Origin of the sequence: Streptomyces sp. NPDC057307, from assembly GCF_042667665.1 — a bacterium.
GTDB lineage: Bacteria > Actinomycetota > Actinomycetes > Streptomycetales > Streptomycetaceae > Streptomyces.
Genome location: NZ_JBHUZM010000001.1, coordinates 149,578 through 172,247 on the forward strand (window position 1 = coordinate 149,578; position 22,670 = coordinate 172,247).

The 22,670-nt window shown below is 72.6% G+C and carries 19 protein-coding genes and 1 pseudogene; 9 read left to right on the forward strand and 11 right to left on the reverse strand.

From position 1 onward, the window contains the following. Nucleotides 1-5: 5 nt before the first annotated feature. Nucleotides 6-701 carry a class I SAM-dependent methyltransferase gene (locus tag ACFUN8_RS00640; protein WP_383629764.1) on the reverse strand — a complete coding sequence of 232 codons (696 nt, stop codon included), beginning with the start codon at nt 699-701 and terminating at the stop codon, nt 6-8. A 335-nt stretch (nt 702-1,036) separates the two neighbouring features. Between ACFUN8_RS00640 and ACFUN8_RS00645 the strand changes: the two genes are divergently transcribed. After that, nucleotides 1,037-2,329, forward strand: coding sequence for a CAP domain-containing protein (locus ACFUN8_RS00645; protein WP_383629630.1), 1,293 nt, complete (start codon nt 1,037-1,039; stop codon nt 2,327-2,329). Nucleotides 2,330-2,385: 56 nt separating this feature from the next. Here the strand turns inward: ACFUN8_RS00645 and ACFUN8_RS00650 are convergent, their stop codons facing one another. Beyond that, the gene (locus ACFUN8_RS00650; RefSeq protein ID WP_383629632.1) at nt 2,386-3,906 is read right to left on the reverse strand and encodes an alpha/beta hydrolase; all 1,521 of its coding nucleotides are present in this window, start codon (nt 3,904-3,906) and stop codon (nt 2,386-2,388) included. A 170-nt stretch (nt 3,907-4,076) separates the two neighbouring features. On the opposite strand from ACFUN8_RS00650, the gene ACFUN8_RS00655 reads away from it, so the two are divergent. Further along, complete coding sequence (locus ACFUN8_RS00655) at nt 4,077-4,589, forward strand: hypothetical protein (protein ID WP_383629635.1); 513 nt, start codon at nt 4,077-4,079, stop codon at nt 4,587-4,589. Between the two features lie 13 nt (nt 4,590-4,602). Here the strand turns inward: ACFUN8_RS00655 and ACFUN8_RS00660 are convergent, their stop codons facing one another. Further along, the gene (locus ACFUN8_RS00660) at nt 4,603-4,944 is read right to left on the reverse strand and encodes a DUF5713 family protein (RefSeq protein WP_383629637.1); all 342 of its coding nucleotides are present in this window, start codon (nt 4,942-4,944) and stop codon (nt 4,603-4,605) included. 168 nt (nt 4,945-5,112) lie between these two features. On the opposite strand from ACFUN8_RS00660, the gene ACFUN8_RS00665 reads away from it, so the two are divergent. Next, nucleotides 5,113-6,198: an NAD-dependent epimerase/dehydratase family protein gene (locus tag ACFUN8_RS00665; RefSeq protein ID WP_383629639.1), complete on the forward strand. Its 1,086-nt coding sequence runs from the start codon at nt 5,113-5,115 to the stop codon at nt 6,196-6,198. On the opposite strand, the gene ACFUN8_RS00670 is transcribed toward ACFUN8_RS00665, so the two are convergent. The 3 genes and pseudogenes from ACFUN8_RS00670 to ACFUN8_RS00680 all read right to left on the reverse strand — a co-directional run. Continuing rightward, on the reverse strand, nt 6,157-6,951 hold the full coding sequence (locus tag ACFUN8_RS00670) for an isocitrate lyase/phosphoenolpyruvate mutase family protein (protein ID WP_383629641.1): 795 nt from the start codon (nt 6,949-6,951) through the stop codon (nt 6,157-6,159). The genes ACFUN8_RS00665 and ACFUN8_RS00670 overlap by 42 nt on opposite strands. Before the next feature lie 38 nt (nt 6,952-6,989). Next, complete coding sequence (locus ACFUN8_RS00675; RefSeq protein ID WP_383629643.1) at nt 6,990-8,099, reverse strand: sensor histidine kinase; 1,110 nt, start codon at nt 8,097-8,099, stop codon at nt 6,990-6,992. 395 nt (nt 8,100-8,494) lie between these two features. Then, a pseudogene (locus ACFUN8_RS00680) lies at nt 8,495-9,223 on the reverse strand (response regulator transcription factor); the annotation flags it as partial. A gap of 123 nt (nt 9,224-9,346) precedes the next feature. On the opposite strand from ACFUN8_RS00680, the gene ACFUN8_RS00685 reads away from it, so the two are divergent. The 3 genes from ACFUN8_RS00685 to ACFUN8_RS00695 are packed head-to-tail and all read left to right on the forward strand — an operon-like array spanning nt 9,347 to nt 11,600. Next, nucleotides 9,347-10,129, forward strand: coding sequence for a glycosyltransferase family 2 protein (locus ACFUN8_RS00685; protein ID WP_383629645.1), 783 nt, complete (start codon nt 9,347-9,349; stop codon nt 10,127-10,129). Beyond that, entirely contained in the window at nt 10,126-10,779 is a 654-nt protein-coding gene (locus tag ACFUN8_RS00690; protein WP_383629646.1) for a DUF2064 domain-containing protein, read from the forward strand. The genes ACFUN8_RS00685 and ACFUN8_RS00690 overlap by 4 nt, the downstream gene beginning before the upstream one ends. Continuing rightward, a complete protein-coding gene (locus ACFUN8_RS00695; RefSeq protein ID WP_383629648.1) occupies nt 10,776-11,600 on the forward strand; it encodes a methyltransferase domain-containing protein in 825 nt (274 codons plus the stop codon). Before ACFUN8_RS00690 ends, ACFUN8_RS00695 begins: the two co-directional genes overlap by 4 nt. 379 nt (nt 11,601-11,979) lie before the next feature. On the opposite strand, the gene ACFUN8_RS00700 is transcribed toward ACFUN8_RS00695, so the two are convergent. After that, complete coding sequence (locus ACFUN8_RS00700; RefSeq protein WP_383629650.1) at nt 11,980-13,320, reverse strand: molybdopterin-dependent oxidoreductase; 1,341 nt, start codon at nt 13,318-13,320, stop codon at nt 11,980-11,982. A 113-nt stretch (nt 13,321-13,433) separates the two neighbouring features. Here ACFUN8_RS00700 and ACFUN8_RS00705 point away from each other — a divergent pair, with 113 nt between their 5' ends. After that, nucleotides 13,434-14,873 (forward strand): hypothetical protein, encoded by a 1,440-nt coding sequence (locus ACFUN8_RS00705; protein WP_383629652.1) that lies wholly within the window; start codon nt 13,434-13,436, stop codon nt 14,871-14,873. Between the two features lie 21 nt (nt 14,874-14,894). Here ACFUN8_RS00705 and ACFUN8_RS00710 read toward each other — a convergent pair whose 3' ends face one another. Continuing rightward, nucleotides 14,895-15,593: a GPP34 family phosphoprotein gene (locus tag ACFUN8_RS00710; protein ID WP_383629654.1), complete on the reverse strand. Its 699-nt coding sequence runs from the start codon at nt 15,591-15,593 to the stop codon at nt 14,895-14,897. 216 nt (nt 15,594-15,809) lie between these two features. On the opposite strand from ACFUN8_RS00710, the gene ACFUN8_RS00715 reads away from it, so the two are divergent. Beyond that, entirely contained in the window at nt 15,810-16,790 is a 981-nt protein-coding gene (locus ACFUN8_RS00715; RefSeq protein WP_383629656.1) for an aldo/keto reductase, read from the forward strand. Nucleotides 16,791-16,799: 9 nt separating this feature from the next. Here the strand turns inward: ACFUN8_RS00715 and ACFUN8_RS00720 are convergent, their stop codons facing one another. Further along, nucleotides 16,800-18,335 carry a PLP-dependent aminotransferase family protein gene (locus ACFUN8_RS00720; protein WP_383629658.1) on the reverse strand — a complete coding sequence of 512 codons (1,536 nt, stop codon included), beginning with the start codon at nt 18,333-18,335 and terminating at the stop codon, nt 16,800-16,802. Between the two features lie 143 nt (nt 18,336-18,478). Here ACFUN8_RS00720 and ACFUN8_RS00725 point away from each other — a divergent pair, with 143 nt between their 5' ends. After that, entirely contained in the window at nt 18,479-19,453 is a 975-nt protein-coding gene (locus ACFUN8_RS00725; protein ID WP_383629660.1) for an ABC transporter substrate-binding protein, read from the forward strand. Between the two features lie 10 nt (nt 19,454-19,463). Here the strand turns inward: ACFUN8_RS00725 and ACFUN8_RS00730 are convergent, their stop codons facing one another. Then, complete coding sequence (locus ACFUN8_RS00730) at nt 19,464-20,843, reverse strand: glutamine synthetase family protein (RefSeq protein WP_383629662.1); 1,380 nt, start codon at nt 20,841-20,843, stop codon at nt 19,464-19,466. Then, nucleotides 20,840-22,645, reverse strand: coding sequence for an IucA/IucC family protein (locus ACFUN8_RS00735; RefSeq protein ID WP_383629664.1), 1,806 nt, complete (start codon nt 22,643-22,645; stop codon nt 20,840-20,842). The genes ACFUN8_RS00730 and ACFUN8_RS00735 overlap by 4 nt, the downstream gene beginning before the upstream one ends. Nucleotides 22,646-22,670 lie beyond the last annotated feature (25 nt).

The window sequence follows — 22,670 nt, forward strand, 5'->3', positions numbered from 1 at the left end:
GTACGTCACTTCTTCACGCCCCGGACGATCAGCCGGCGCGAGGTCTGGTCGTACGGTCCGCCGTCGAAGTCCCCGAAGCACTCGACGTCCGCGAACCCGGCGGCCACGAACAGGTCGTGGAGTTCGGCCGCGCTGTAGAGGTACGACCTGATGGACGCGGTGCGGGCGCTCTCGCCGCGTACGAGCGTCCAGTCGGTCCGGAGCCTGCGCCAGCTGTCCAGGACGGTGTCGCGCTGCACGACGTACGAACCGTCCGGCAGATCCACAGCCTGTGGACGGCCGATCCAGCCCGCGAGCACCTCTTTACCCATGACGTCGACCAGCAGCCGGCCGCCGGGGGCGAGGCTCTGCCACGCGTTGCGCAGCACCCGGAAGTTGTCGTCCGCGTCTTCGAAGTAGCCGAAGGAGGTGAAGACGTTGAGGATCACGTCGTAGGTCTCGGGGGCGGCGTACGTGAGCATGTCCTCGCGTACGAGCGTGACGTCCGCCGCGCCCGCCGCGCGGCAGGCGGCCTCGGCACGCTCCAGCATGGCGGGGCTCAGATCGACGCCGGTCACCCGGTGGCCGCGTGCGGCCAGGGGGACGAGGAAGAGGCCGGGGCCGCAGCAGAGGTCGAGTACGCGGGAGCCGGGCGGGAAGTCCAGCAGCGGGGCGGTCCTGACCAGCTCGGCGACGGTCTCGGCGCGGGTGCCGGAGAACATGGCGGGGGCGAAGTCGACCCACAGGCTGTCGTCGTCGTACCAGTCGCCGCTCGCCGCGTCGTTGGCCACGTCGCCCGTCACGTCGCTGGCCCCTTCGCTGGCCACGTTGCTCGCCCCTTCGTTCGCCGCGTCGCTCGCCACATCGGCCTCCGTGTGTCTTCGCTTCTTCGTTTCCCCGGTCCTCGTCCTCTGAGTTGTCGCGGCGTGGCGGGCCCGAGTTCCCGGAGCGTGCGAAATGGCGAGAGGTGGCCACGAGGGACGGCGCGGGAACCCTGCCGGTCGCGCCCGGCGTTCTCACGTCACACGAACACCCGGAAAAGGCAGGAGGCGGCACGATGATCGATCTGATCTCCGGCGGGAACATCTCGCTGCCCGGCGGCGCGCTCGCGATCCGGGTGCCGGGGCCCTTCGACCTGTCCGTGCTGATCACCGGCGAGGACGGAAAGGTCGCCGGCGACGGCGACTTCGTCTTCTACAACCAGCCGTCGGCGCCCGGCGCGACTCTGCGGGCCGACACGGTCACGGTGGACGTGGGGCGGCTACGGGCCGGGGCGAGCCGGGTCACGGTGGTGGTGAGCGCCGCCGACCCGGCCGTGCCGCTCGGCCGGCTGCCCGCGCCCACGCTGTCGGTGACGCTGTCGGTGACGGGGAGCGCGGGCCGGTGCCTCGCCCGCTTCACGCCACCACGGCCGACGCACGAGAGCGTGCTGCTGCTCGCGGAGATCTACCGGCGGGGAGGCGGCTGGAAGCTGCGGGCCCTGGGCCAGGGTTACGCGGACGGGCTGGCCGGGGTGGCGCGCGACTTCGGCATCGAGGTGGCCGAGGACGACCCCACCCCTGACGGCGGCTTCACCGCTCTCGTCAACGCCGAGCGCTCACGGTCCGGCGCCCCGCCCGTCACCTCCGACGCCCGGCTCGCGGCGGCGGCACAGGCACACGCCACCGCCATGGCCGCCGAGGGCCGGCTCGACGCCGCCCCCGGGCCGGGGCGGTCGGGCGGCGTCTCCCTCCACCAGCGGATCGTGTCCCACGGATACGCCTATCTGACGGTCGCCGAGCAGTTGGTCTCCGGCCCTCGTACGGAAGCCGACTTCCTGGCGTACTGCCTCACCGACACCCGCATGGGCCGTACGGTGCGCGATCCCGCCCTCGCCGAGGTGGGCGTCGCCCACGCCCCGGCCCCCGGTGGCGACATCTTCTGGACGGCGGTGTGGGCCCGCCCGCTGACCCCGCACGGCCTGGCGGCCGTCGCGTCCGACGTCGTCGCGCTCACGAACGCGGAGCGCTCGGCCGCCGGTCTGCGCCCGCTGGCCGGCGACCCCCGGCTGACGGCGGCCGCGCAGGCGCACAGCGACGACATGGTCGCGCGGGGCTTCTACTCCCACACGAGCCCCGACGGCCGGCAGCCGTGGGACCGGGCCGCCGCCGCGGGCTGCACACACCGGGGTATCGGCGAGAACATCGCGTGCGGCCAGCGGTCCGCCGCCGAGGTGGTCCAGGGCTGGATGAACAGCCCCGGACACCGTGCCAACATCCTCAAGCCGGATTTCACGCACCTAGGCATCGGCCTGCGTGGCGGCGGCGAGATGGCCATGTACTGGACCCAGCTCTTCGGCAGTTCGGGTTAGGACCAGGCCGAGACCGGCCCTCACCCCCCTGCCCGGCCCTCCCCCTCTCCCCCGGCTCAACTCGCGCAGTACACATCCCGCTCGGGCCGCTCGCCCGTCTTCAGGAACGTGGTGACCTTGCTGTCGCCGCACGCGTTGCCGTTGCCCAGATACATCCCGTGACCGCCCTGGTCGACGGTGATGAGCCTGGCCCGGTCGCCCAGCGCCTCACGCATCTTCAGACCACCGAAGTACGGCGTGGACGGGTCCCGCAGGCTCTGGATCATCAGGATGTTGGACGGACCCCGGTCCGTGACGCGGGTCGGCTTGTCCGCGTAGTCGCTCTTCCAGAAGGCACAGGGCCCCACGTTGCGGGGCATGCCGGCGGTGAGCGGATAGCGGGCGCGGTCCTCCTTCGTGGCCCGCGCGTATTCGCCGACGGAGGCGGGCCAGCGAATGTCGTTGCAGACGACGCCCATCGTGACCGCCGCGTCCTCGTCGCGCAGCGGCTGGGCGATCTCCGGGGTCAGCACGGGCGTGGCGGCCGGGTCCTGGGCGGCCTGGACGAGGCGTGCGAGCTGCGGGAAGACCGAGTCGCTGTAGAGGCCGTTGAGGAAAGCCTGCCGCAGCATGTTGCCGGTCAGCGGGTTGCCCTCGGTCGTCGACTCCTTCGGCGCGCGGTCCAGCCGCGCCGCGACGGCGAGGAACAACGGCCGCACGTCCTCGGCCCGTTCGGCCAGCCGGAGCCCGTCCCCGTCCCTGGCCGGGTCGGCGGCCCAGGCCGCGAAGTCGGGGAAGCGGTCCTCCACGGCCTGCGAGGTGTTCGCCATCCAGCCCTGCTCGACCCGCGTGTGGTCGGGGTCACCGCTGCTGTCCAGCAGCCAACGGTCCGTGTGCCGCGCGTACTTCTGCGCGTACACGGCCCCGATGTACGTCCCGTACGAGCTGCCCCACGCCGACAGCTTCTCCTCCCCCAGCGCCTGCCGGAACCGCTCGATGTCCCGCACCTCGTTGGCGGAGGTGAAACTCCGCAGCACCGCGCCCCCGTTCTCCGCGCACGCCTCGGCGGTACGGCGCGAGCGGGCCACGTTCTCGCCGATCTGCCCGTCGGCACCGGGCCAGGACCGCAGCTTCGCCAGATACCGGTCGTCCGCGTCGAGCCCGCAACTCGCGGTCGTACTGCCACCGACCCCACGCGGATCGAAGCTCACGATGTCGTACGCCCCGTCCATCTGCCCCTGCAGCGCCTTCCCCTTCCGGGCCAGCGTCTGCACCCCGGACCCACCGGGGCCGCCGGGAATCATCAGCAGCACTCCCCGCCGCGCCTCGGGCCGCTCGCTGCGCACCCGGCTCACGGCGAGCGTCACCTTCTCCCCACCGGGCTTCCGGTAGTCGAGCGGCACCTCCAACTGCCCGCACTCCTGCCCGACCGGCCCCCCGGCCTGCGCACACGGCACCCACGTGATCCCCCGCCCACCCGCACCCCCACTGTCGCCCCGCGCGACCGCCGGCCCGGCAACGCCCAACGACCCGGCCACGGCGGCGGCGGAGAGTGCGAGGACGAGGCTTCTCTGGCTGTAATTCCGGTAAGTCGTCATGTTCCAAGGGTTGTTGACGGGGCGGCCGTTTCCCATGCGGCAGGCAGGCATTCGGGAGGTGGGGGTACCCCCCGGACCGATATGAAAAGGTGCTCGGGACACCTATCGGGTGACCGGGCTGGACCGCCCGGTCGGACCAAGCCCGCCAGGACCGCACCACGGGGGAATCGATGCGCAGTACGACCACCATGCTGTGCCTCGGCACAGCCCTGCTCCTCGCCGGCGGCGGCGTCACCGGCTGCTCCGACGGCGGTGAGGACCCGCAACTGGCCGTCGGGGCCGGCGTGACGCGGGAGTTGGAGGGCGGGGGCAGGGCGACCTACACGCTCAAGAGCGTGACCGACCCGGCCGAGATGAAGCCGGGCGAGCTGACGCCGCTCCACGACGGTCGCTTCTGGGCCGCGTTGGAGCTGGAATTCAAGAATGTCGGGGACAAGGACATCGAGGAGCGCCCCCGGTACCGCACGGATGTCGGCCCCCGGGAGGGCGAGAAGCCCTTCGGCACGACCGCCACCGACTTCGAGCCCGTCCAGGGCCCCGCGCTGCCGGAGGTCGTACGGCTCAAGCCCGGTGAGAGCGCCCAGGGCTACCTCGTCATCGAGGTCGGGAGGCAAGGTCCGGTCGTCGGCACGGTGACGTACTCCCCCGGCCGCAGCGGGGACATCGTCTGGAAAGTCGACTGACCGGCCCGGCCCCTCACCAGTCGCGTTCGGCGACCAGCTCCTCCAGATCCGCGTCCGCGAACCCGTAGGCGTCCGCGATGAACCCGAAGTCCGTGGCTATCTCGTCCCGCGCCACGGTCTCGATCTCACTGCCCGCCGCCCAGAACTCCTCCTGCAACTGGTTGAACTCTTCCGTCGCCCCCGCGGTGAGCACGTACAGCGCCGCCAGATCAACCGGCCGCTCCGCCTCGATACGCCCGCACAGCCGAAGCAGGATCTCCCGCCCCTTGTCGAGAAGGTGATCCGGGAAGTACGTGTCCGCGTACAGCGCGCGCAGAAACCCGTACCCCGCCACCTGCTGGTTCGTCATCGACATGGCGATCCCCATCCCCTTCCGATCCCTTCCGGGAGCCGACGTGTTGATCCTGCACCACGGGTCTGACAATCCCGTGGGAACGGGCGGTGCGGTGCGGGATCTTACGGTCCCGTGACATGCCGTCGTGGGTGGGCACCTCTGCGTGATCGCGCGCCTAGCGTGGTGGTCATGCGTGTACTTGTCACCGGCGGAGCCGGGTTCATCGGGTCGGAGATCGCCGGGGCCCTCGTCTCGCGCGGTCACGAAGTGGTCGTGTACGACGCGATGCTGCACTCCGCGCACGGTGGGGCCCTGCCCCGGCCGGTGCGGGACGGGGAGCGGCTGGTCGTCGGGGACGTGCGGGACCGGGAGAGCGTCGACGCGGTGCTCGGTGGGATCGACGCCGTCTGTCATCAGGCCGCCATGGTCGGGCTCGGGAAGGACTTCGCCGACGCGCCCGCGTACGTGGGGTGCAACGACCTCGGCACGGCCGTGCTTCTCGCCGCCATGGCCGCCGCCGGCGTGCGGTCGCTGGTGCTCGCCGGGTCGATGGTCGTGTACGGCGAGGGGCGCTACGACTGCCCGCGCCACGGCGTGGTCCGGCCCGGACCGCGGGCGGCCGCCGATCTGGAAGCGGGGCGGTTCGAGCCCAACTGCCCAGCCTGCGGTGCGCAGTTGACCCCCGGCCTGGTCGGCGAGGACGCCCCCACCGATCCCCGCAACGTGTACGCCACGACGAAGCTCACGCAGGAGCATCTGGCCTCCTCGTGGGCGCGCGCGACGGGTGGGCGCGCCACGTCCCTGCGGTACCACAACGTCTACGGGCCCGGGATGCCCCGCGACACCCCGTACGCGGGCGTCGCCTCCTTCTTCCGGTCCGCGCTGGCGCGCGGCGAGGCGCCCCGTGTGTACGAGGACGGCGGCCAGCGAAGGGACTTCGTGCACGTACGGGACGTGGCCGCCGCCAACGTGGCCGCGCTCGACGCCGGGGCCACGGCGGTGGCCCCCGGCTTCGCCGCGTACAACACCGGCAGCGGCGAGCCGCACACCATCGGCGAGATGGCCGCCGCGCTGGCGACGGCGCACGGCGGGCCCGCGCCCGTCGTGACCGGGGAGTACCGCCTCGGCGACGTACGCCATGTCACCGCCGACTCAAGGGCGTTGCGCGACGAGCTGGGCTGGAAGCCGGAGGTGGGGTTCGCCGAGGGCATGGCGGAGTTCGCGACGGCGCCGCTACGTGAGCCCGGAGGCGTAGTCCACGAGTCGCGCCTGTAGCACCGGATACGGCGTCCCCTCGGGGACGCTGCCGCCGCCCCGTACCGCTTCCGCGACGCCGACGGCCGCGTGGAGCGCGGCGCGGTACGGCAGGGATCCCGTACTCACCCGGCGTACGCCCAGCTCCGCCAGCCCGCCGGGCGAAAGAGCCGGGATCGCGAGGACGTTCAGGGGTACGGGGACGGCCGCCGCCAGTTCGCGCAGCACGGCGGGCTCCGTGGCACCGGGGACGAACACGCCGTCCGCGCCCGCCTCGACGTAGCGCGTGGCGCGTTCCAGCGTCGCGGCGACGGTCGCGTCCTGGCCGAGCCAGTACGTGTCCACGCGCGCGTTGACGAACACCTCCGGGCAACGCCGCTTCACCGCCGCGACCTTCGCGGCGTGCGCGGCGGGGTCGACGAGCGTCTCGGCGGTGCTGTCCTCGATGTTGACGCCCGCGACCGCCATCAGCGCGGAGACGTACGCGGCGACCTGGTCCGGGTCGTCCGCGTAACCGTCCTCGATGTCCACGCTGACATGCACCGGCAGCGGCGCCAGCGCGCGGGCCAGTGCGAGATTCGCGTCGCGCGTCGACCGGCCGCCGTCCGGGCGGCCGAGCCCGGAGGCGACCCCGAAGCTCGTCGTGCCGACGGCCTCGAACCCGGCCTCGACAAAGGCGAGGGCCGAGGGGACGTCCCAGGCGTTGGGGAGGACCAGGGGCAGGTCATGGTGGTGCAGGGCGCCGAAGCCGGCGCGGGAAGTTGAGCGAGTCATGCGTGAACCGTACGGAGCGCGAAGCGGTAAGGGCGGGATCAGGCCGCCGCGGGGAGCGTCACCTCGAAGCAGCAGCCGCCCGTGACGTTACGGACCGCCGCCCGGCCCTCGTGGGCCTCCACGATGCCGCGCACGATCGCGAGTCCGAGGCCCGCCCCGGCCGGGGGCGTACGGGCGTCGCTGCCGCGCCAGCCCGTGTCGAACACCCGTGGCAGATCCTCCTCCGGGATTCCGCCGCAGCCGTCCGTCACCGACAGCACCACCCCGCTCTCGGAGTGGCGCGCCGTGACGGCGACCGTGCCGTCGGCCGGGGTCCGGCGGATGGCGTTGACCAGCAGATTGCCGAGGACGCGGCTCATCTCCTTGCTGTCGACCTCCACCGGTACGGCGTCGATACGGTCTCCCACGAGCCGTACGCCCAGCTCGCGCGCCAGCGGGTCGGCGCCGGCCAGGGCGTCGCCGACCAGGTCGTACACGGAGATACGGGTGGGGGTCAGGGTGAGTGATCCCGCGTGGATCCGGGAGAGTTCGAAGAGGTCGCCGACCATGCCGTTCATGCGCTCGACCTCGGTACGTATCTGCCGCAGGTAGCGCGGGGAGTCGACGGCCATGCCGTCCTCCAGCGCCTCCGACATGGCGCGCAGCCCGGCGAGGGGCGTCCGCAGGTCGTGCGAGATCCAGGCGACGAGTTCGCGCCGCGAGGTCTCCAACGCGCGCTCACGCTCGCGCGAACTGTCCAGCTTGGCGCTGGTCGCCGCCAACTCTCGCGTCAGCGCGGCCAGTTCGGCGGTCGCGGGCTCGACGGGCGCGGCGAAGACGCCGCCGTCGCCGAACGACCGGGCGGCCAGCGTCAGATCCCTGCTGCGGGCGACCATCCACCGGCCGAGGAGGACGGCGGTGAGGAGGGAGACGACGGCGGCCATCGCGACGACCGTCGTGACGACGCTCAGATCGTGCGGCGACAGGAACATCGCCCAGGCGACGGCGAGCGTCCCGGCGAGCATGGCGGTCACGGCGACGGCGGCGACGACGGTCACGGACACGACGAGCGACCGGTGCCGGAGGAGACGCAGGGTGAGGGCCCCGAGCAGCCCGGCGGCACCGGCCCCCAGGAACGCGATGAGGGCGATGAGGAACATGTCGGTCATGGCCGGTCGGGTCCTTGGGGGTGGGGGTTCGGGTTGGGGTTGAGGCGGAGGTTGGGGTTGGGGCGGGGGTGGGTGTCGCCGTGGCCGGGCGGGGTGGGAGCGGTGCCTGTCCCGGCGGGCGCGGTGCCGGGTTCGGCGGACGCGGTGGTAATCCCGGCGGGCGCGGTGCCGTTCCCCGCAGGCGCGGCGCCTGTCCCGGCGGGCGGGTTCGGCCGCCCGTCGACGGCCGGCGACTGCACCTGGCCCGGCATCGTCGTCCACGCGGTGGGGCCGAGGCCGTCGGCAGCGGGCACCTCCTCGGTGCCCGGCGCCGCAGGCCCGGTAGGCGCGGTCGGCGGGGCGACGGCAGCGCGCGGCTCACCGTCGGCCACCTGCCCGACCGCCGTACGTGAATCCTCGGCACCCCCACCCGCCAGGCGATACCCCACCCCCCACACCGTCTGGATCAACCGCGGCCGTGCCGGGTCATGTTCGATCTTGGCGCGGAGGCGGCGGACATGGACCGTGACCGTCGACAGGTCGCCGAAGTCCCAGCCCCAGACCTCGCTCATCAGCTCCTCGCGCGAGAACGCCCGCCCCGGGTGCGCAAGGAAGAACGCCAGCAGGTCGAACTCCCGCAGCGTGAGCGCCAGTTCGGCGCCCTCCCGAGTGGCGCGGCGGGCCGTCGGGTCCAGGGTGAGGGTGGCCGCCCGCAGCACGTTCTCGGCCGGCGACGAACCCAGCGGCACCGACTGCCGCGCCCGGCGCAGCACCGACTCCACCCGCAGCACCAACTCCCGTGGGCTGAACGGCTTGGTGACGTAGTCGTCCGCGCCCGTCTCCAGGCCCAGCACGCGGTCCTCCTCGTCCCCGCGCGCCGTCAGCATGATCACCGGTACCGGACCGCCTTGTTCGCGCATCCGGCGGCAGACCTCGAAGCCGTCCATACCGGGCAGCATCAGGTCCAGTACGACCAGGTCCGGGCGCCGGCGCGCGAAGTGCGCGAGTGCGGACGGGCCGTCGGCCGCGCGGCCGACGTCATGGCCGGCCCGGTCGAGGTAGCCGGCGACGACCTCGGCCACGGTCGGGTCGTCGTCCACCACGAGCACATGCGCGGGACCGCCCCCAGGGGGATTGCTCTGCATACGTCCACCTTCGCACTCCGCCGCCCGCGACGGTCCCGGCGAACGCCCGGAACGGCCCGACGTCCCTGTTTCGTAAGGACCAGAAGTCCTTTATGCGGCTTTATGGTCCGTAGGGTGAGCGCCGTGACCCACCTCACTGATCTCACCGCCGACGTCGTCCTGCCCTGCCTCGACGAGGCAGCCGCACTGCCCTGGGTGCTGGAACACATCCCTGTCGGCTGGCGCGCGATCGTCGTCGACAACGGCTCCACGGACGGCTCGGCCGACGTCGCACGCGCGCTCGGCGCGACCGTCGTGCACGAACCGCGGCGCGGTTTCGGTGCCGCCTGCCACGCGGGCCTCCTCGCGGCCGACGCCGAGTACGTCTGTTTCTGCGACTGCGACGGTTCCCTCGACCCCGGCCTCCTCCCCGGCTTCGTACTCCAAGTCGCCCTCGGGAAGACCGACTTGATGCTCGGACGCCGTCGCCCGCAGGGTCGTGGCGCCTGGCCCGCGCACGCCCGCGCCGGGAATCTCGCCCTCTCCCGGATGCTGCGCCGCCGTACCGGCGTGACGCTCCACGACCTCGGCCCCCTGCGCGCCGCGCGCCGCGCGGACCTGCTGGCACTCGGCCTCACCGACCGGCGCAGCGGCTACCCGCTGGAGATGGTCGTGCGCGCGGCCGACGCCGGGCTGACGGTCAACGAGACCGACGTGCCCTACCGGCCTCGTACAGGGAAGTCCAAGGTCACCGGTACCTGGCGGGGTACCTGGCACGCCGTACGCGACATGCGCGCCGTACTGAGTCAGCCGCCCCGGACACCCGGGACCCGCGAGACACCCCGGCCGCCGGCCGGGACCGCGCACACCCCCACGCACACCCCCACACACACCTCGGCGCACACTCCTGCGGAGGCGGCCAAGTGACCTCCCCCACCACCACCCTCCTCGTCATCGCCAAGGAACCCGTTCCCGGCCGCGTCAAGACCCGCCTCACCCCGCCCTTCAGCCCCACCGAGGCCGCCCTCCTCGCCGAGGCCGCCCTCGCCGACACCCTGCGGACCGTCCTCGCCCTCCCCGCCCGCCGCCGTGTCCTCGTCCTCGAAGGCCGCCCGGGACCCTGGCTGCCGCCGGGCATCGAGGTGGTGCCTCAGGGCGGGGGCGGGCTGGACGAGCGGATCGCCGCCGCCTTCGAGAGCTGTACGGGGCCGACGCTCCTCGTCGGCATGGACACCCCGCAGCTCACCCCCGCCCTGCTCGCCCCCGCACTCGCCCCCGTCGGGCACGGCGGCTACGACGCGTGGTTCGGGCCCGCCGACGACGGCGGCTTCTGGGCGCTCGGCCTCGCCGCGCCCGAGTCCGCGCCGCCGGATCTCATTCGCGGGGTGCCCATGTCCGTACCGGAGACCGGCGCCGTACAGCGTCGTCGTCTGGTCGACGCCGGGCTCACGGTGCGCGATCTCCCGCCCCTGCGCGACGTGGATTCGGCGGCCGACGCCGAGTACGTCGCGGCGCTCGCCCCGCACGGACAGTTCGCCGCCACCCTCCGCCGGCTGACCCCGGTGGGCGCCCGATGAGCGCGACGGAGACCACACAAAGCACCGACACCGGCACAGCCACCACGGCCACCGGCACCGACACCGCACCCGCCGCCTGGAGCGCCGACCCGTACGCCGACGCCCTCCGCGCCGGCCGCGGCCCGCTCTTCCTGCGCCGCACGGACGGCTGGCTGCTGCCCCTCGACGTCGAACGCTGGTGCGCACGCGCCGACGCCGCCGATCTCTCGGCCCTGCACCGTTGCGAGGGCGCCGTCCTGGACGTCGGCTGCGGCCCCGGCCGTCTCGTCGCCGCGCTCGCGGCCCGGGGCCGGCGGGCCCTCGGCATCGACGTCAGCGCGGCGGCCGTCGAACGTACGCTGCGCCTCGGCGGCACGGCCCTGCACCGCTCCGTCTTCGATCCCCTGCCCGGCGAGGGGCGTTGGGGCACCGTCCTGCTCGTCGACGGCAACATCGGCATCGGCGGCGACCCGGCCGGTCTGCTCCGCCGGGCCGGCGGGCTGCTGACACACGGCGGGCTGGTCATCGCCGAGACCGCGCCCGTGGACATCGACGAGCGCGTACACGTACGGGTGGACGACGGGCGCCGCCCGTCACCGGGTGCGGCGGGCTCGCACTTCCCGTGGGCCCGGCTCGGCACCCCCGCCCTGCTGCGGTACGGGCGCGCCCTCGGCTGGCTGCCGGTGGATCAGTGGGAGGCGGCGGGCCGCCCCTTCGTGGCCCTGCGCCGCAGCACCGCCCGTGTCACCAGACAGAGCGCCGAGCACGCGAACAGCGCGGCGGTCACCAGCAGCCAGCGCGCCAGGAACCCGTCGGACGACAGGGCGGCGTACGGCTCGTAACGCCTCACCCGCCCCGTGATCAGCGGGAACCACACCAGCAGGAGCAGCAAGGACAGGAAGGCCGGTACGCGTACGAAGTTGACGAGCCGGCGCCGGGGTCCCAGAGCGGCGGCCACCGCACGGTCGGCCGCCGTGTAGACCGGCAGCAGGACGAGGTCGTGCACGAGCGCGGCGCCGACGAACCACACCACGATCAGATACGTCTCGCCCGTCAGCAGACGTACGGCCACGTAACCCGCGAACGCGAGCGTGGTGAGCAGCAGCACGATCTGGAACGGACTGCCCAGCAGGGCCCGGTACGTCTGACGGCGTTTCACCGTACTCATCGGACTCATCGGACTCTTCCAACTCCTCCGACTCTTCGGACTCTTCGGACTCATCAGACCGCTCCGAACGTCAGCTTGGTGACCCACTTCGTGTTGAGCACCCCGGGCGCGGCCGGGACGATGATCCGCGCCGGGAACCCGTGGTCGAGCGACAGATCGGCGCCGTTGACCTGCAGGGCCAGCAGCGAGCGGCCGTCGCGCACCTGGTTGTCGCGCAGCGCGCCCGTCCGGAAACTGCCCCTGCGCTGGAGGGATTCCACGAACACCCCTGGTGGGCCGTCCGGATACCCCGCGAGCGCGGCCAGGTCACGCAGGCGTACGCCGCGCCAGGACTGGTTCGACGTCGACCAGCCCTCCACACAGGCGATCGGCAGCTCGGACGTGTGCTGGGCCATGGCGAGGAGCTGGGCGCGCGAGAGCGTGACGTCCCCGGCGGGGCCGCTGAGGGTCAGCCGCCACCCGTCCGTCGTCTCGGCCGCCCTGACCCCGACGGACGCGGCGGTCTTGTTGATCTGGAACCCGCTCGGGCCGCTCCCCGGATCCTCCCAGCCGTGCGGGGCGAGCAGCGCGGTACGCCGCAGCGGCCCGTCGAAGCTCCGGCCCGCCGTCGTGAGCAGCATGAACAGCGAGCCCGTGCCGACGACGGCGAAGGCGCCGCGCCGCGAGACGGTCGGCGGGGCGGGCCTCGGCGACGCCAGGTCGTCGTCGGCGGGTCCACCGGGAGCGCGGTACGCGCCCGGCTCCCCGCCCGGCGGGGGCCCCGAGCGAAGCTCACCGCTGCGGATCGCCGCCAGCGCCTTCGGCATCTTCAGCGCGGCATGCGCCACGAACCCCGCGAAGAACACCCACGCGCCGTAGAAGTGCAGCGGATAGAAGGAGCCCGGGAAGAGATAGTCCAGCTGGATGTTGAGCACCCCGGTGATCAGCTCGAACAGCACACCGCCCACCAGCAGGAGCAGCGAGATCCGCTCCAGCGCGTGCGCCACCGACTTCACCGGCGGCAGCGCGAAGAACCTCGGGATCACCGACCAGAGCTTCGCCAGCACCACCGGGATCAGCGCGATGCCCACCGTGACGTGGAATCCCTGCGTGAGGCGGTAGAGCCAGTACGGGTGCGTCGGCCAGTCGAAGAGGTAGAAGCCCAGCCACCCCCGGTCCGGCGTCTTGTCGTTGACGGACGCGAGATCCGGGTTGTACGCCGCGTACGACAGCAGACCGGTCACGAACACCAGCGTGAGCCCCATCAGGAGGACGAGCCCGAGCACCGCGGTGAACCGGACGCCGCGCACCGGACTGCGCCAGAAACCGGGATCCGTCGGAAGCCTCGGCAGCCTCGGCAGCCTCGGCAGCGCGGGCGACTTCGACGGTTTGGAGAGGGACGGGCGGTGATCCATGCGGCGACCGTAAGCCCGCGCACCCGCCCAGAAGGTGGTACGACTTCTGACGAAATGGTGACGTGGCCCCGCCACACCACCTCATCGGATCACCCGCTGCATAACGTGCCGGGGTGAAGACCGACGAACGCGGACACCTGACGGCGGACACCCATCCCCATGAAGGCACACCCCGCCCACCCCACCGCCGGGATCTCGTCGCCGCCGCGATCGGCGTCGCCCTCGTCACCGCGGCCGCGCTCGTCGGCTGGGCGATCCAGCGCGCCGACGGCAGCCTCCAGGTCAACTGGCCACCCCTGCTCGGCACCTGGGATCCCCGCCTCGGTCCCGGCACCCCCGCCGCACTCGCCGTCGCCGTCCTGATCGTCGCGTACGGCCCCGGCCTCGCCGCCCGGCTGCCGTGGCGCGCGCTGCTCCTCACCACCTGGGCCGCCGCGCTGGCCTGGACGTTCTCGCTGGCGCTCATCGACGGCTGGCACACCGGCGTGGCGCGCCGGCTCACCACCAAGCACGAATACCTCAGCGTCATCGACCGCTTCACCGACATCGGACCGACACTGCGCGGCTTCGCCGACCACATCGTGATCGGCGAACCCGGCAACTGGCCCGCCCATGTCGCGGGCCATCCGCCGGGCGCCACCCTCACCTTCGTCTGGCTCGACCGGATCGGCCTCGGCGGCGGCTCGTGGGCGGGGGTCTGGTGCATCGTGATCGGCGGTTCGGCCGTGGCCGCCGTACTCGTCACGCTCCGCGCCCTCACCGACGAGCCGACGGCGCGCCGCGCGGCGCCGTTCCTGGCGCTGGCCCCGGCCGCCGTCTGGATGGGCACATCGGCCGACGGCTACTTCGCGGGCGTCGCCGCCTGGTCGCTCGCCCTGCTCGCGCTCGCCGCGACCCGTACGACGCGCCTGCCCGCCGCGGCGGCGGTGGGTGCCGGGCTGCTGTACGGGTTCACCTGCTACCTCTCCTACGGCCTGACGCTCATGGCGCTCCCCGGCCTCGGGGTCCTCGCCCTGGCCCGCACCGCGCGCCCGCTGCCCCTGGTGCTCGTCGGGGCGTCGGTGGTGCCGGTGGCGTTCACGCTCGCGGGGTTCAACTGGTGGGAGGCGTACCAGGAGTTGGTCGTGCGCTACTACCAGGGCGCGGGCGGGGTGCGCCCGTACGCGTACTGGATCTGGGGGAACCTCGCCGCCACGACCCTGGCGGTCGGCCTCGCGACGGTGGCGGGCCTCGGCCGGGTCCTGACGCTCGCGCCCCGCGCCGTACGGGAACTGCGTCCGCGCCGCGCCGTACGGGAACTGCGCCCGCCCGGCGAACAGGGCCCCGGAACCCCCGCGCTCCGCCTCGCCGTTCTCGTCCTGGCGGCGCTGCTCGCGATCCTCGCGGCCGATCTGTCCGGGATGAGCAAGGCGGAGACGGAGCGCATCTGGCTGCCGTTCATGCTGTGGCTGATCCCCACCACCGCCCTGCTGCCCGGCCGGCGGCGGTGGTGGCTGGCCGGGCAGGCGGTCGTCGCGCTGCTGGTCAACCACCTTGTCTTCACCGGCTGGTGACGCGACGTCAGGTGTTGCGCGTCACGTGGTCGTCGTCGTCACCGTCGTCACCACGATGATCGCCATCAGCGCGTCCTCCGCCGCCTTGACCACCTGGCGCACCGCCGGGGCCGCCCACTCCCCGTGCGCGATCTCCTCCATGTTCGCCTTGGCGGTCTTCAACTCGGGCTTCTTGTAGAGCAGTCCATGCAGTTTCGCCCCGTGCAGCAGGGCCACCAGACCGGCCGTGCGCTCGTCGGCGGCCGCCCCTCGCATCACCACCTGGTCGAGCCGCTGCCGCAGCGCGGTCTCCACCGAGCCGTCGGCCTCCGGATAGCGGGTCACGGGGAAGAGGCCGAGCACCTTCTTCCTCTCTTCCCGGACCAGGCCCTTCGCCACCAGGTTCTTGGTCGTCCCGGCCACCGCGCCCCGCTTCAGGTGCTCGATCCACCCTTTCGTCTTGCGCGGCTTGGACTTGTTCCAGCCGGCGATGTCGGCCAGTGCCGCGTCGAGGGTGGGATCGCCCAGCGGCGTCGCGTCGCGGACGGTGACCTGGTCGCCGTCCACCTCGACCCGGCCCGCCAGCGCCAGCTCGACCAGGGACGCGGCGGCGATGGCGAAGGCGACGTTCGTCGACTCCTTCTCGGACCCGGACTCGTCGTCCAGCGACAGGAGCAGCAGTTGCTCGCCCAAGGTGGTCTCGACGGGTCCGCTCTTCGGCGCATTCGTGGGGTAGTCCATGACGCTCGTCTCTCCTGGAACTGTGGGGGTATTCGCACGTCTTCCCTCTGGGGACGCACGGGGAACGCGAACGGCTCCCAGACGACTGCCGAGTCGGTATCGGTCTGGTTTTTCACTCACTGATCGGACCGGTACACCATGCCGATCAGCGCCTAGCGTGAAGGGAGAAACACGGGGACGAACACGAACACGAACGTGAACACGAGGAGTGTGGACATGCGACGACGCCGTATCGGCGGGCCGTCCGGGCCCCTGGCCAGCGCGCTGTGCCTGGGCGCGCTGCCCTTCGGCAGCAGCGTGGACGAGAAGACGTCCTTCGCGATCCTCGACCGGTTCATCGAGGCCGGAGGCAATCTGATCGACACGGCCAACAACTACGTCTTCTGGGTCCCCGGCGCCACCGGCGGCGAGAGCGAGACCACGGTCGGCCGCTGGCTGGCGAGCCGGGGCGTCCGGGACGAGGTGCTGATCTCGACCAAGGCCGGGGCCCGCCCCACCGTCCCCGGCACCGGCCTGGAGACGGCCGAGGGACTGTCGGCCGGTGCGATCGGCAAGGCCGCGGCCGACAGCCTGCGGCGCCTGGGCACCGACCGGATCGACCTCTACTGGACGCACATCGAGGACCGGACCGTCCCGCTGGCCGAGACCCTCGGCGCGCTGGACGACCTGGTGACGGGCGGCCTGGCCGGCCTCATCGGCTGCTCCAACCACACCGCGTGGCGCACCGCGCGGGCGCGTGACATCTCGTACGCCAACGGCTGGGCGGCGTACACCTGCGTACAGCAGCGCCAGTCCTACCTCCAGCCGCGCTTCGACACCGGCCTGCCGGAGTCCGGGCATGTGCATGTGACGCCGGAGCTGCTGGACTACGTGCGCAGCGAGCCCGAACTGACGCTCATGGCCTACTCGTCGCTGCTCTCGGGCGGGTACACGCGCGCGGACAAGCCGCTGCCCGCCGCGTACGACCACCCCGGCACCCCGGCGCGGCTCGCCGTGCTGCGCGAGGTGGCGGACGAGCTGGGTGCCAGTCCCAACCAGGTGGTGCTGGCCTGGCTGATGGGGGCGGATCCGGCGGTGCTGCCGATCGTGGGGGTCAGTTCGGTGGAGCAACTGGACGAGGTGCTGGGCGCGTTGGAGGTGGAGTTGCCGGCGGAGACACGGGCGCGGCTGGACACGGCGGGCGACCCGGCGCCGTGACGGGACCGATCAGCGGGCCGGACCCGCAGGACCCGCCGGACCGACCGCACCCCCCGCGCCCCCCGCACCGATCGGACCAGCCGGACCCGCAGGACCGACCCGGCCGGCCGGAGCCACCGGGCCGCCCGCCTCCCGGATCGCGTCGGCCAGCCGTCGTACGGCTTCGGGCAGCGCCGGGTCGGCGAGGTTGCCGTACCCGATGACCAGAGCGCCGCCGCCCGGGGAAGCGGCCCCGCCCGCCGTGAACCCCGCCAGATCCGACAGCCGCACATCGCGCCGGGCCGCGCCACGGACCACGTCCCCGGCCGCGCACCCCGTGAGATGCAGCAGCAGATGGAATCCGGCGGCGGCCCCCGACACCCGGTGCTCCGGCAGCCGTTCGGCGATCTCCGTGAGGAGGCTGTCGCGGCGCCGTCGGTAGCGGAGCCGGGAGGCGCGCAGATGCCTGTCGTACGCCCCCGACTCCAGGAAGCGGGAGAACGCCGCCTGGTCGATCACGGGCGGCGGCGACCCGAGGGCGTCCGCCGCGTACAGCCCGTCGAGCAGCCCCGGCACACCCGGCGGCACGACCGTCCAGCCGATACGCAGGGCGGGTGACAGCGTCTTGCTGAGCGAGCCCATCAGGGCGACCCGTTCCGGGGCCATGCCCTGGAGCGTGCCGACGGGATGGCGGTCGTAGCGGAACTCGGCGTCGTAGTCGTCCTCCATGATCAGGCCGTCCGTCTCCCGGGCCCAGGCGATGAGTTCGGCCCGGCGGGGCGGGCTGAGGACGACGCCGGTGGGGAACTGGTGCGCGGGCGCCACGATCACCGCCCGTACATGCGGCTCGCGGCGCAGCAGGTCGACGCGCAGGCCGTCGCCGTCCACGGGGGTGGCGACGACGGTCAGCCCGGCGGCCGTGACGGCGGTACGGAGCCGGGACCAGCCCGGGTCCTCCAGGGCCACGTGGGTGTGCCCGGCCGCGCGCAGGGCGCGGCTCAGCCGGAGCACACCGTCCAGGGTGCCGCCGCACACGACGAGTTGTCCGGCGTCGAGCGCGGCGCCCCGGCCACGTACGAGATAGGCGGCGATCCGCTCCCGCAGCGCGTGGTGGCCGGCGGGGTCGGGATAGCCGAAGTCGGTGGGGGTGAGTGTGCCGGTCGCGTGCCGTACGGCGTCGGCCCACCGTTTCCGGGGGAACTCACGGAGGTCGGGCATGCCGGGCAGCATGTCGAACTCCGGCTTCCAGACCGCCTGTTGGACTCGCCGCCCGTACGAGGGCGCCCGCCCGGCCGTCTCCGTGCGTACCCGGGTCGCCGATCCACCGCGCGCCTCGAAGTACCCCTCGGCGACGAGCTGCGCGTACGCCTCGGTCACCACCCAGCGGGAGCAGCCGAGGTCGGCGGCGAGCGCCCGGCTGGGCGGCAGAGCGCTGCCGGGAGCGATACGGCCGTCGACGACGGCCGCCCGGAGGGCCCGGCCGAGCCGCAGGTGCAGGGGGCCTCCGGCCCGTTCACCCAGGTCGAGGAGGGTGCCCCAGGCGGGGTCGGTGCGGGGGTGCGGCATCCCGCGATGGTACGTAGGTGACAGGTGCGGCCATGTGGCTGGACCGTAATGTCCGGCAGTCGCCGCCCCACCCCGCTAAAGTTAGGTGCACCTTAGTTACGTCCGGGCCGACTCCGGGCGGCTGTCAGGGAGGCTTCCCCACCGTGTCCACACACCTCACCCGCCGTCTCAGCCTCGCCGCCACGGTCACCGCGCTCGCCGTGTCGCTCTCCGCGTGCGGCGGGAGCGACAGCGACGAGCCCTCGGACAAGGCCGGTTCGGGAGCGACGCACACCGTGCGGACCGCCATGGGCGAGGTGAAGGTCCCGGACGACCCGAAGCGCGTCGTCGTACTCGACACGGACGCGCTCGACTCCGCGATCACGCTCGGGGTCACCCCGGTCGGCGCCACGACGGCCGTCGCGGACGCGCCGTTCTCCACGTACCTCCCGGCGGACAAGCTCAAGGGCATCAAGCCGGTCGGTCTGATCGCCGAGCCGAACCTCGAAGCCATCGCCGCCCTCAAGCCCGACCTCATCCTGAGCAGCAAGGTCCGCGACGAGAAGAACTACAAGCCGCTGTCGGAGATCGCCCCGACCGTCTTCTCCGACACCACCGGCCCCAACTGGCGTGAGAACTTCGAGCTGCACGCCGACGCCCTCGGCAAGGCGGCGGAGGCGAAGACGATCGCCGCCGGCTACGACACCCGCGTGAAGTCGCTGACCACCGCCCTCGGCGGGCCGGAGGCTGCGCGCAAGACCACGTTCGGCTTCGTCCGCTTCGTGGAGGGCGCCGACACGCGCCTGTACCTGAACGACACATTCGTCGGCTCGATCTTCGGCGACCTCGGCGTGGGCCGCCCCGCCAACCAGGACAAGGACGGCTTCTCGCTCGACGTCAGCCCGGAGAAGATCGACCAGGCCGACGCGGACGTCATCTTCTACTCCACCTACGGCGACGCGAAGAAGGCCAAGGAGACCGACATCATCGGCGGCCCGCTCTGGAAGAACCTGACCGCGGTGAAGGAGAAGGCGGCGTTCAAGGTCGACGACAACCTGTGGATGCTGGGCATCGGTTACACCGGCGCGGGCCAGGTGCTGGACGAGATCGAGAAGAACTACGGCGGCGCCACGAGCTAGGGACTGTCGATCACAGCCGCTCGAAGCCCCGCATCCGCTCCCAGTCCGTCACCGACGTCTCGAACTCCGCCAGTTCGGTGCGGGCCGCCCGCGCGTAGTGCGTGACCACCGGCTCGCCGAAGACCTTCGCGGTGATCTCGCTGCTCTCCCAGCGGTGCAGCGCCTCCGTGAGCGTGCTGGGCAGCCGGGGCACCGACGGGTCGGCGAGCGCGTTCTCCGTGTGCGGTGACGGGAGTTCGAGCCGGTGCTCGATCCCGTACAGACCGGCGGCGACGGCCGCGGCGACCGCCAGGTAGGGGTTCGCGTCACCGCCGGGCACGCGGTGCTCGATGCGCAGGGAGGAGCCCGTACCCACCACGCGTATCGGGCATGTCCTGTTGTCGCGGCCCCAGGCGATGCCGGTGGGGGCGAAGGCGCCGGGCTGGAGGCGCTTGTAGGAGTTGATGTTCGGCGCCATCAGCAGGGCGAAGTCCGGCAGGCAGGCGAGCTGACCGGCCACGAAGTGGCGCATCAGGTCCGCCATGCCGTCGTCGGCGGACGCGTCGGCCAGGACGGCGGTGCCGTCCGTGCCACGCAGCGACAGATGGACGTGGCACGAATTGCCCTCGCCCTCGTCGAACTTGGGCATGAAGGTCAGCGCCACGCCCTCCTGGGCGGCGATCTGCTTGGCGCCGTTCTTGAAGAAGACGTGGTTGTCGCAGGTCGTCATCGCCTCCGCGTAACGGAAGACGATCTCGTACTGTCCCGGGTGGCACTCCCCGCGCGCCGTCTCCATCGCCAGTCCCGCGCGGCCCATCTCGCGCCGGATGCGGCGTACGACGGGCTCGATGTCGCTCAGGCCCTGGAGCGAGTAGTCGACGTTGTACGTGGTGGCCGACGTGAGGCCCTGGTAGCGGGTCTCACGGGCCGCGCGGTAGGTGTCGAGGAAGACGAGGAATTCGAGTTCCGTCCCCGCGAGTGCGGTCAGGCCGCGCTCGGCGAGGCGGTCGAGCTGGGTGCGCAGGACGTGGCGGGGGGCGACGGCGACCGGGGAGTCGGCCGCGCCCGGCCAGTGCGCGTCGGCGAGGACGAGGGCCGTGCCCTCGTCCCAGGGGAGACGCGTGCGCAGGGTGGTGGGGTCGGGCCGCAGAAGGAAGTCGCCGAAGCCGGTCTGCCAGGCGTCGATCGCGTAACCGGGGCGCGTGTCCATCTCCACGTCGGAGGCCAGGAGATAGACGCACGCGCCGAAACCCGCGGCGCCGTTCGCGATCTCTTCGAGGAAGTACGGGACGGACAGCCGGCTGCCCTGGAGGCGCCCCTGAAGGTCGGGGACGGCGACGATGACCTCCTCGACCCTCCCGGCGGCGGCCTCGGCTCGCAACAGCTCGTACGGGTGGGCCTTGTGGGTCATTTCCGGTCCTCTATTCGTGCCAGCGGGTTCGGCACGGTGCCGTGCACGACGTCGAAGCCCTCGTCCCGCTCCGAACGGTCGTGGAAGCCGCCGCCCAGGAGCTGTTCGCGGTTGAGCGCGACGCGGTCGAAGGACGGGGCGAAGAGACCGTACGAGTCGAAGCGGTCGGCCAGCTCCGGGAAGCGGGCGTGGTAGCGCTCGATCTCGGCGCGTACGAGTGCCCAGAACGCGTCCTCGTCCACGGCGAGTTGATCGGCGCACAGCGGTGCGAAGAACCGGAAGTGCCCGGCGAACACCGCGCTGAGCAGCGAGTGCGCCAGCTCGTGGGCCGGCCAGCGGAGCAGGACACGGTCGGCGCGCTCGGGAAGCCCGGCGTACTCGGGCCGGTCGCCGGGCAGCAGGTTCACGTCCTCGGCGAAGTCCTTGACGGCGATGCCGACGGGGATCTCGTCGCGGTCGAAGAGGACGACGGTGTTCTCTCCGTGCGGGCAGAAGGCGACGCCGTAACGGTAGAGGTAGTGCAGCAGGCCCGGCAGCAGCGCGCCGAAGAACCGTTCCAGCCAGGCGGTGGGCGTGAGCCCGGAGCGCTCGACCAACTCGGCGGTGAGCGCCCGCCCGTCGGACCCGACCTTGAGCAACGCGGCCATGGTGCGGGCGCGTTCACCCGCGTCCGTGTCGAGCAGCGCGGCGACCGGCTCGCGCCAGACGGCGCCGAGGAGTTCGTGGTAGCGGTACGGCGCGTCCTTGACCGACTCGTACAGCGGATGGCCCACGGCGACGGCCGCGACCTCGCCGAGCGGGTGGATGCGCGCCTCGTCACGCAGATACGGATCGGCGTCCCGTACGGAGTGCAGCCAGGCGCTCACATCGGGCGCGGCCTCGGTCGGGTCGGTCGAAAGTCCGCGCCAGACAAGGGTGTTGCGGATGAGGAGCGGGACTTTGACGTTGCGGCGGTGCGGGTGGTCGATGTTGGCGAGGGTGCGGATGGACTGGAGCGGGCGGTAGCGGTCGTCGCTCTGTCCGAGCAGCACGATGCGGCCCTCGGCGAGATAGGGCGCGAAGAGGGTGGCGACGGCCTCGTCCCAGTGGAAGGGGTGTACGGGCAGCCAGACGAAGGCGCCGGCGGGCAAACCGGTCTCGGCGCACTCGCGCGCGAGGACGGCGGCGAAACGTTCCCTCGTGACCGTGTCCAGCTCCTCGGCGAGCAGTTGCTCGGCGTCGAGCCCTGCGATGCCGGAGTACGCCGCGAGGTCGCTGTGCACGGCGGCCCACAACAGCCGTACGGCGGAAGCCGATTCGGGGGCGTAGGCGGCGGTGTCGGACGCGGAGAAGCCGAGGCGGCCCTTGTTGAGGAGCATGCAGGGATGCCCGTCCTGGTACGCCTCCAGCTCCAGATGCCCGAGATCGGCCAGCGCGGCGGCGGGCAGCGCCGTGGCGACGGCCGCCGCGTCGGCCCGCCGGGTCGCGGTCAGCTCACGCAGGACCTCGGCGGTGGTGGCACCGTCCCAGCCGAGCACGGGGCGCGCGTCGAGCAGCAGCCGCTCGGGGCCGAGGTCCGGGGTGTGGGGGTGGCGGCGCAGACTGTCGGGCTCGACGCGCCAGGTCCCGAAGGTGCCCCGGGTGGCGCGCAGCGTCCAGTGGACGTCGTCGCCGAGGTCGAGCCGGTAGGCGCCGGGCCCGGTGCCCGACCCGTCCGATACGGGTACGGGTACGAGCAGCTCCTCGTACGCGAACTCCTCCACGGCCTTGACCAGCAGCCGCCGGCCGGCCTGCTCCCAGGCGGCCCGGTTGGGGTGATTCAACGTTGATTCTCCTCGGACACGCGAC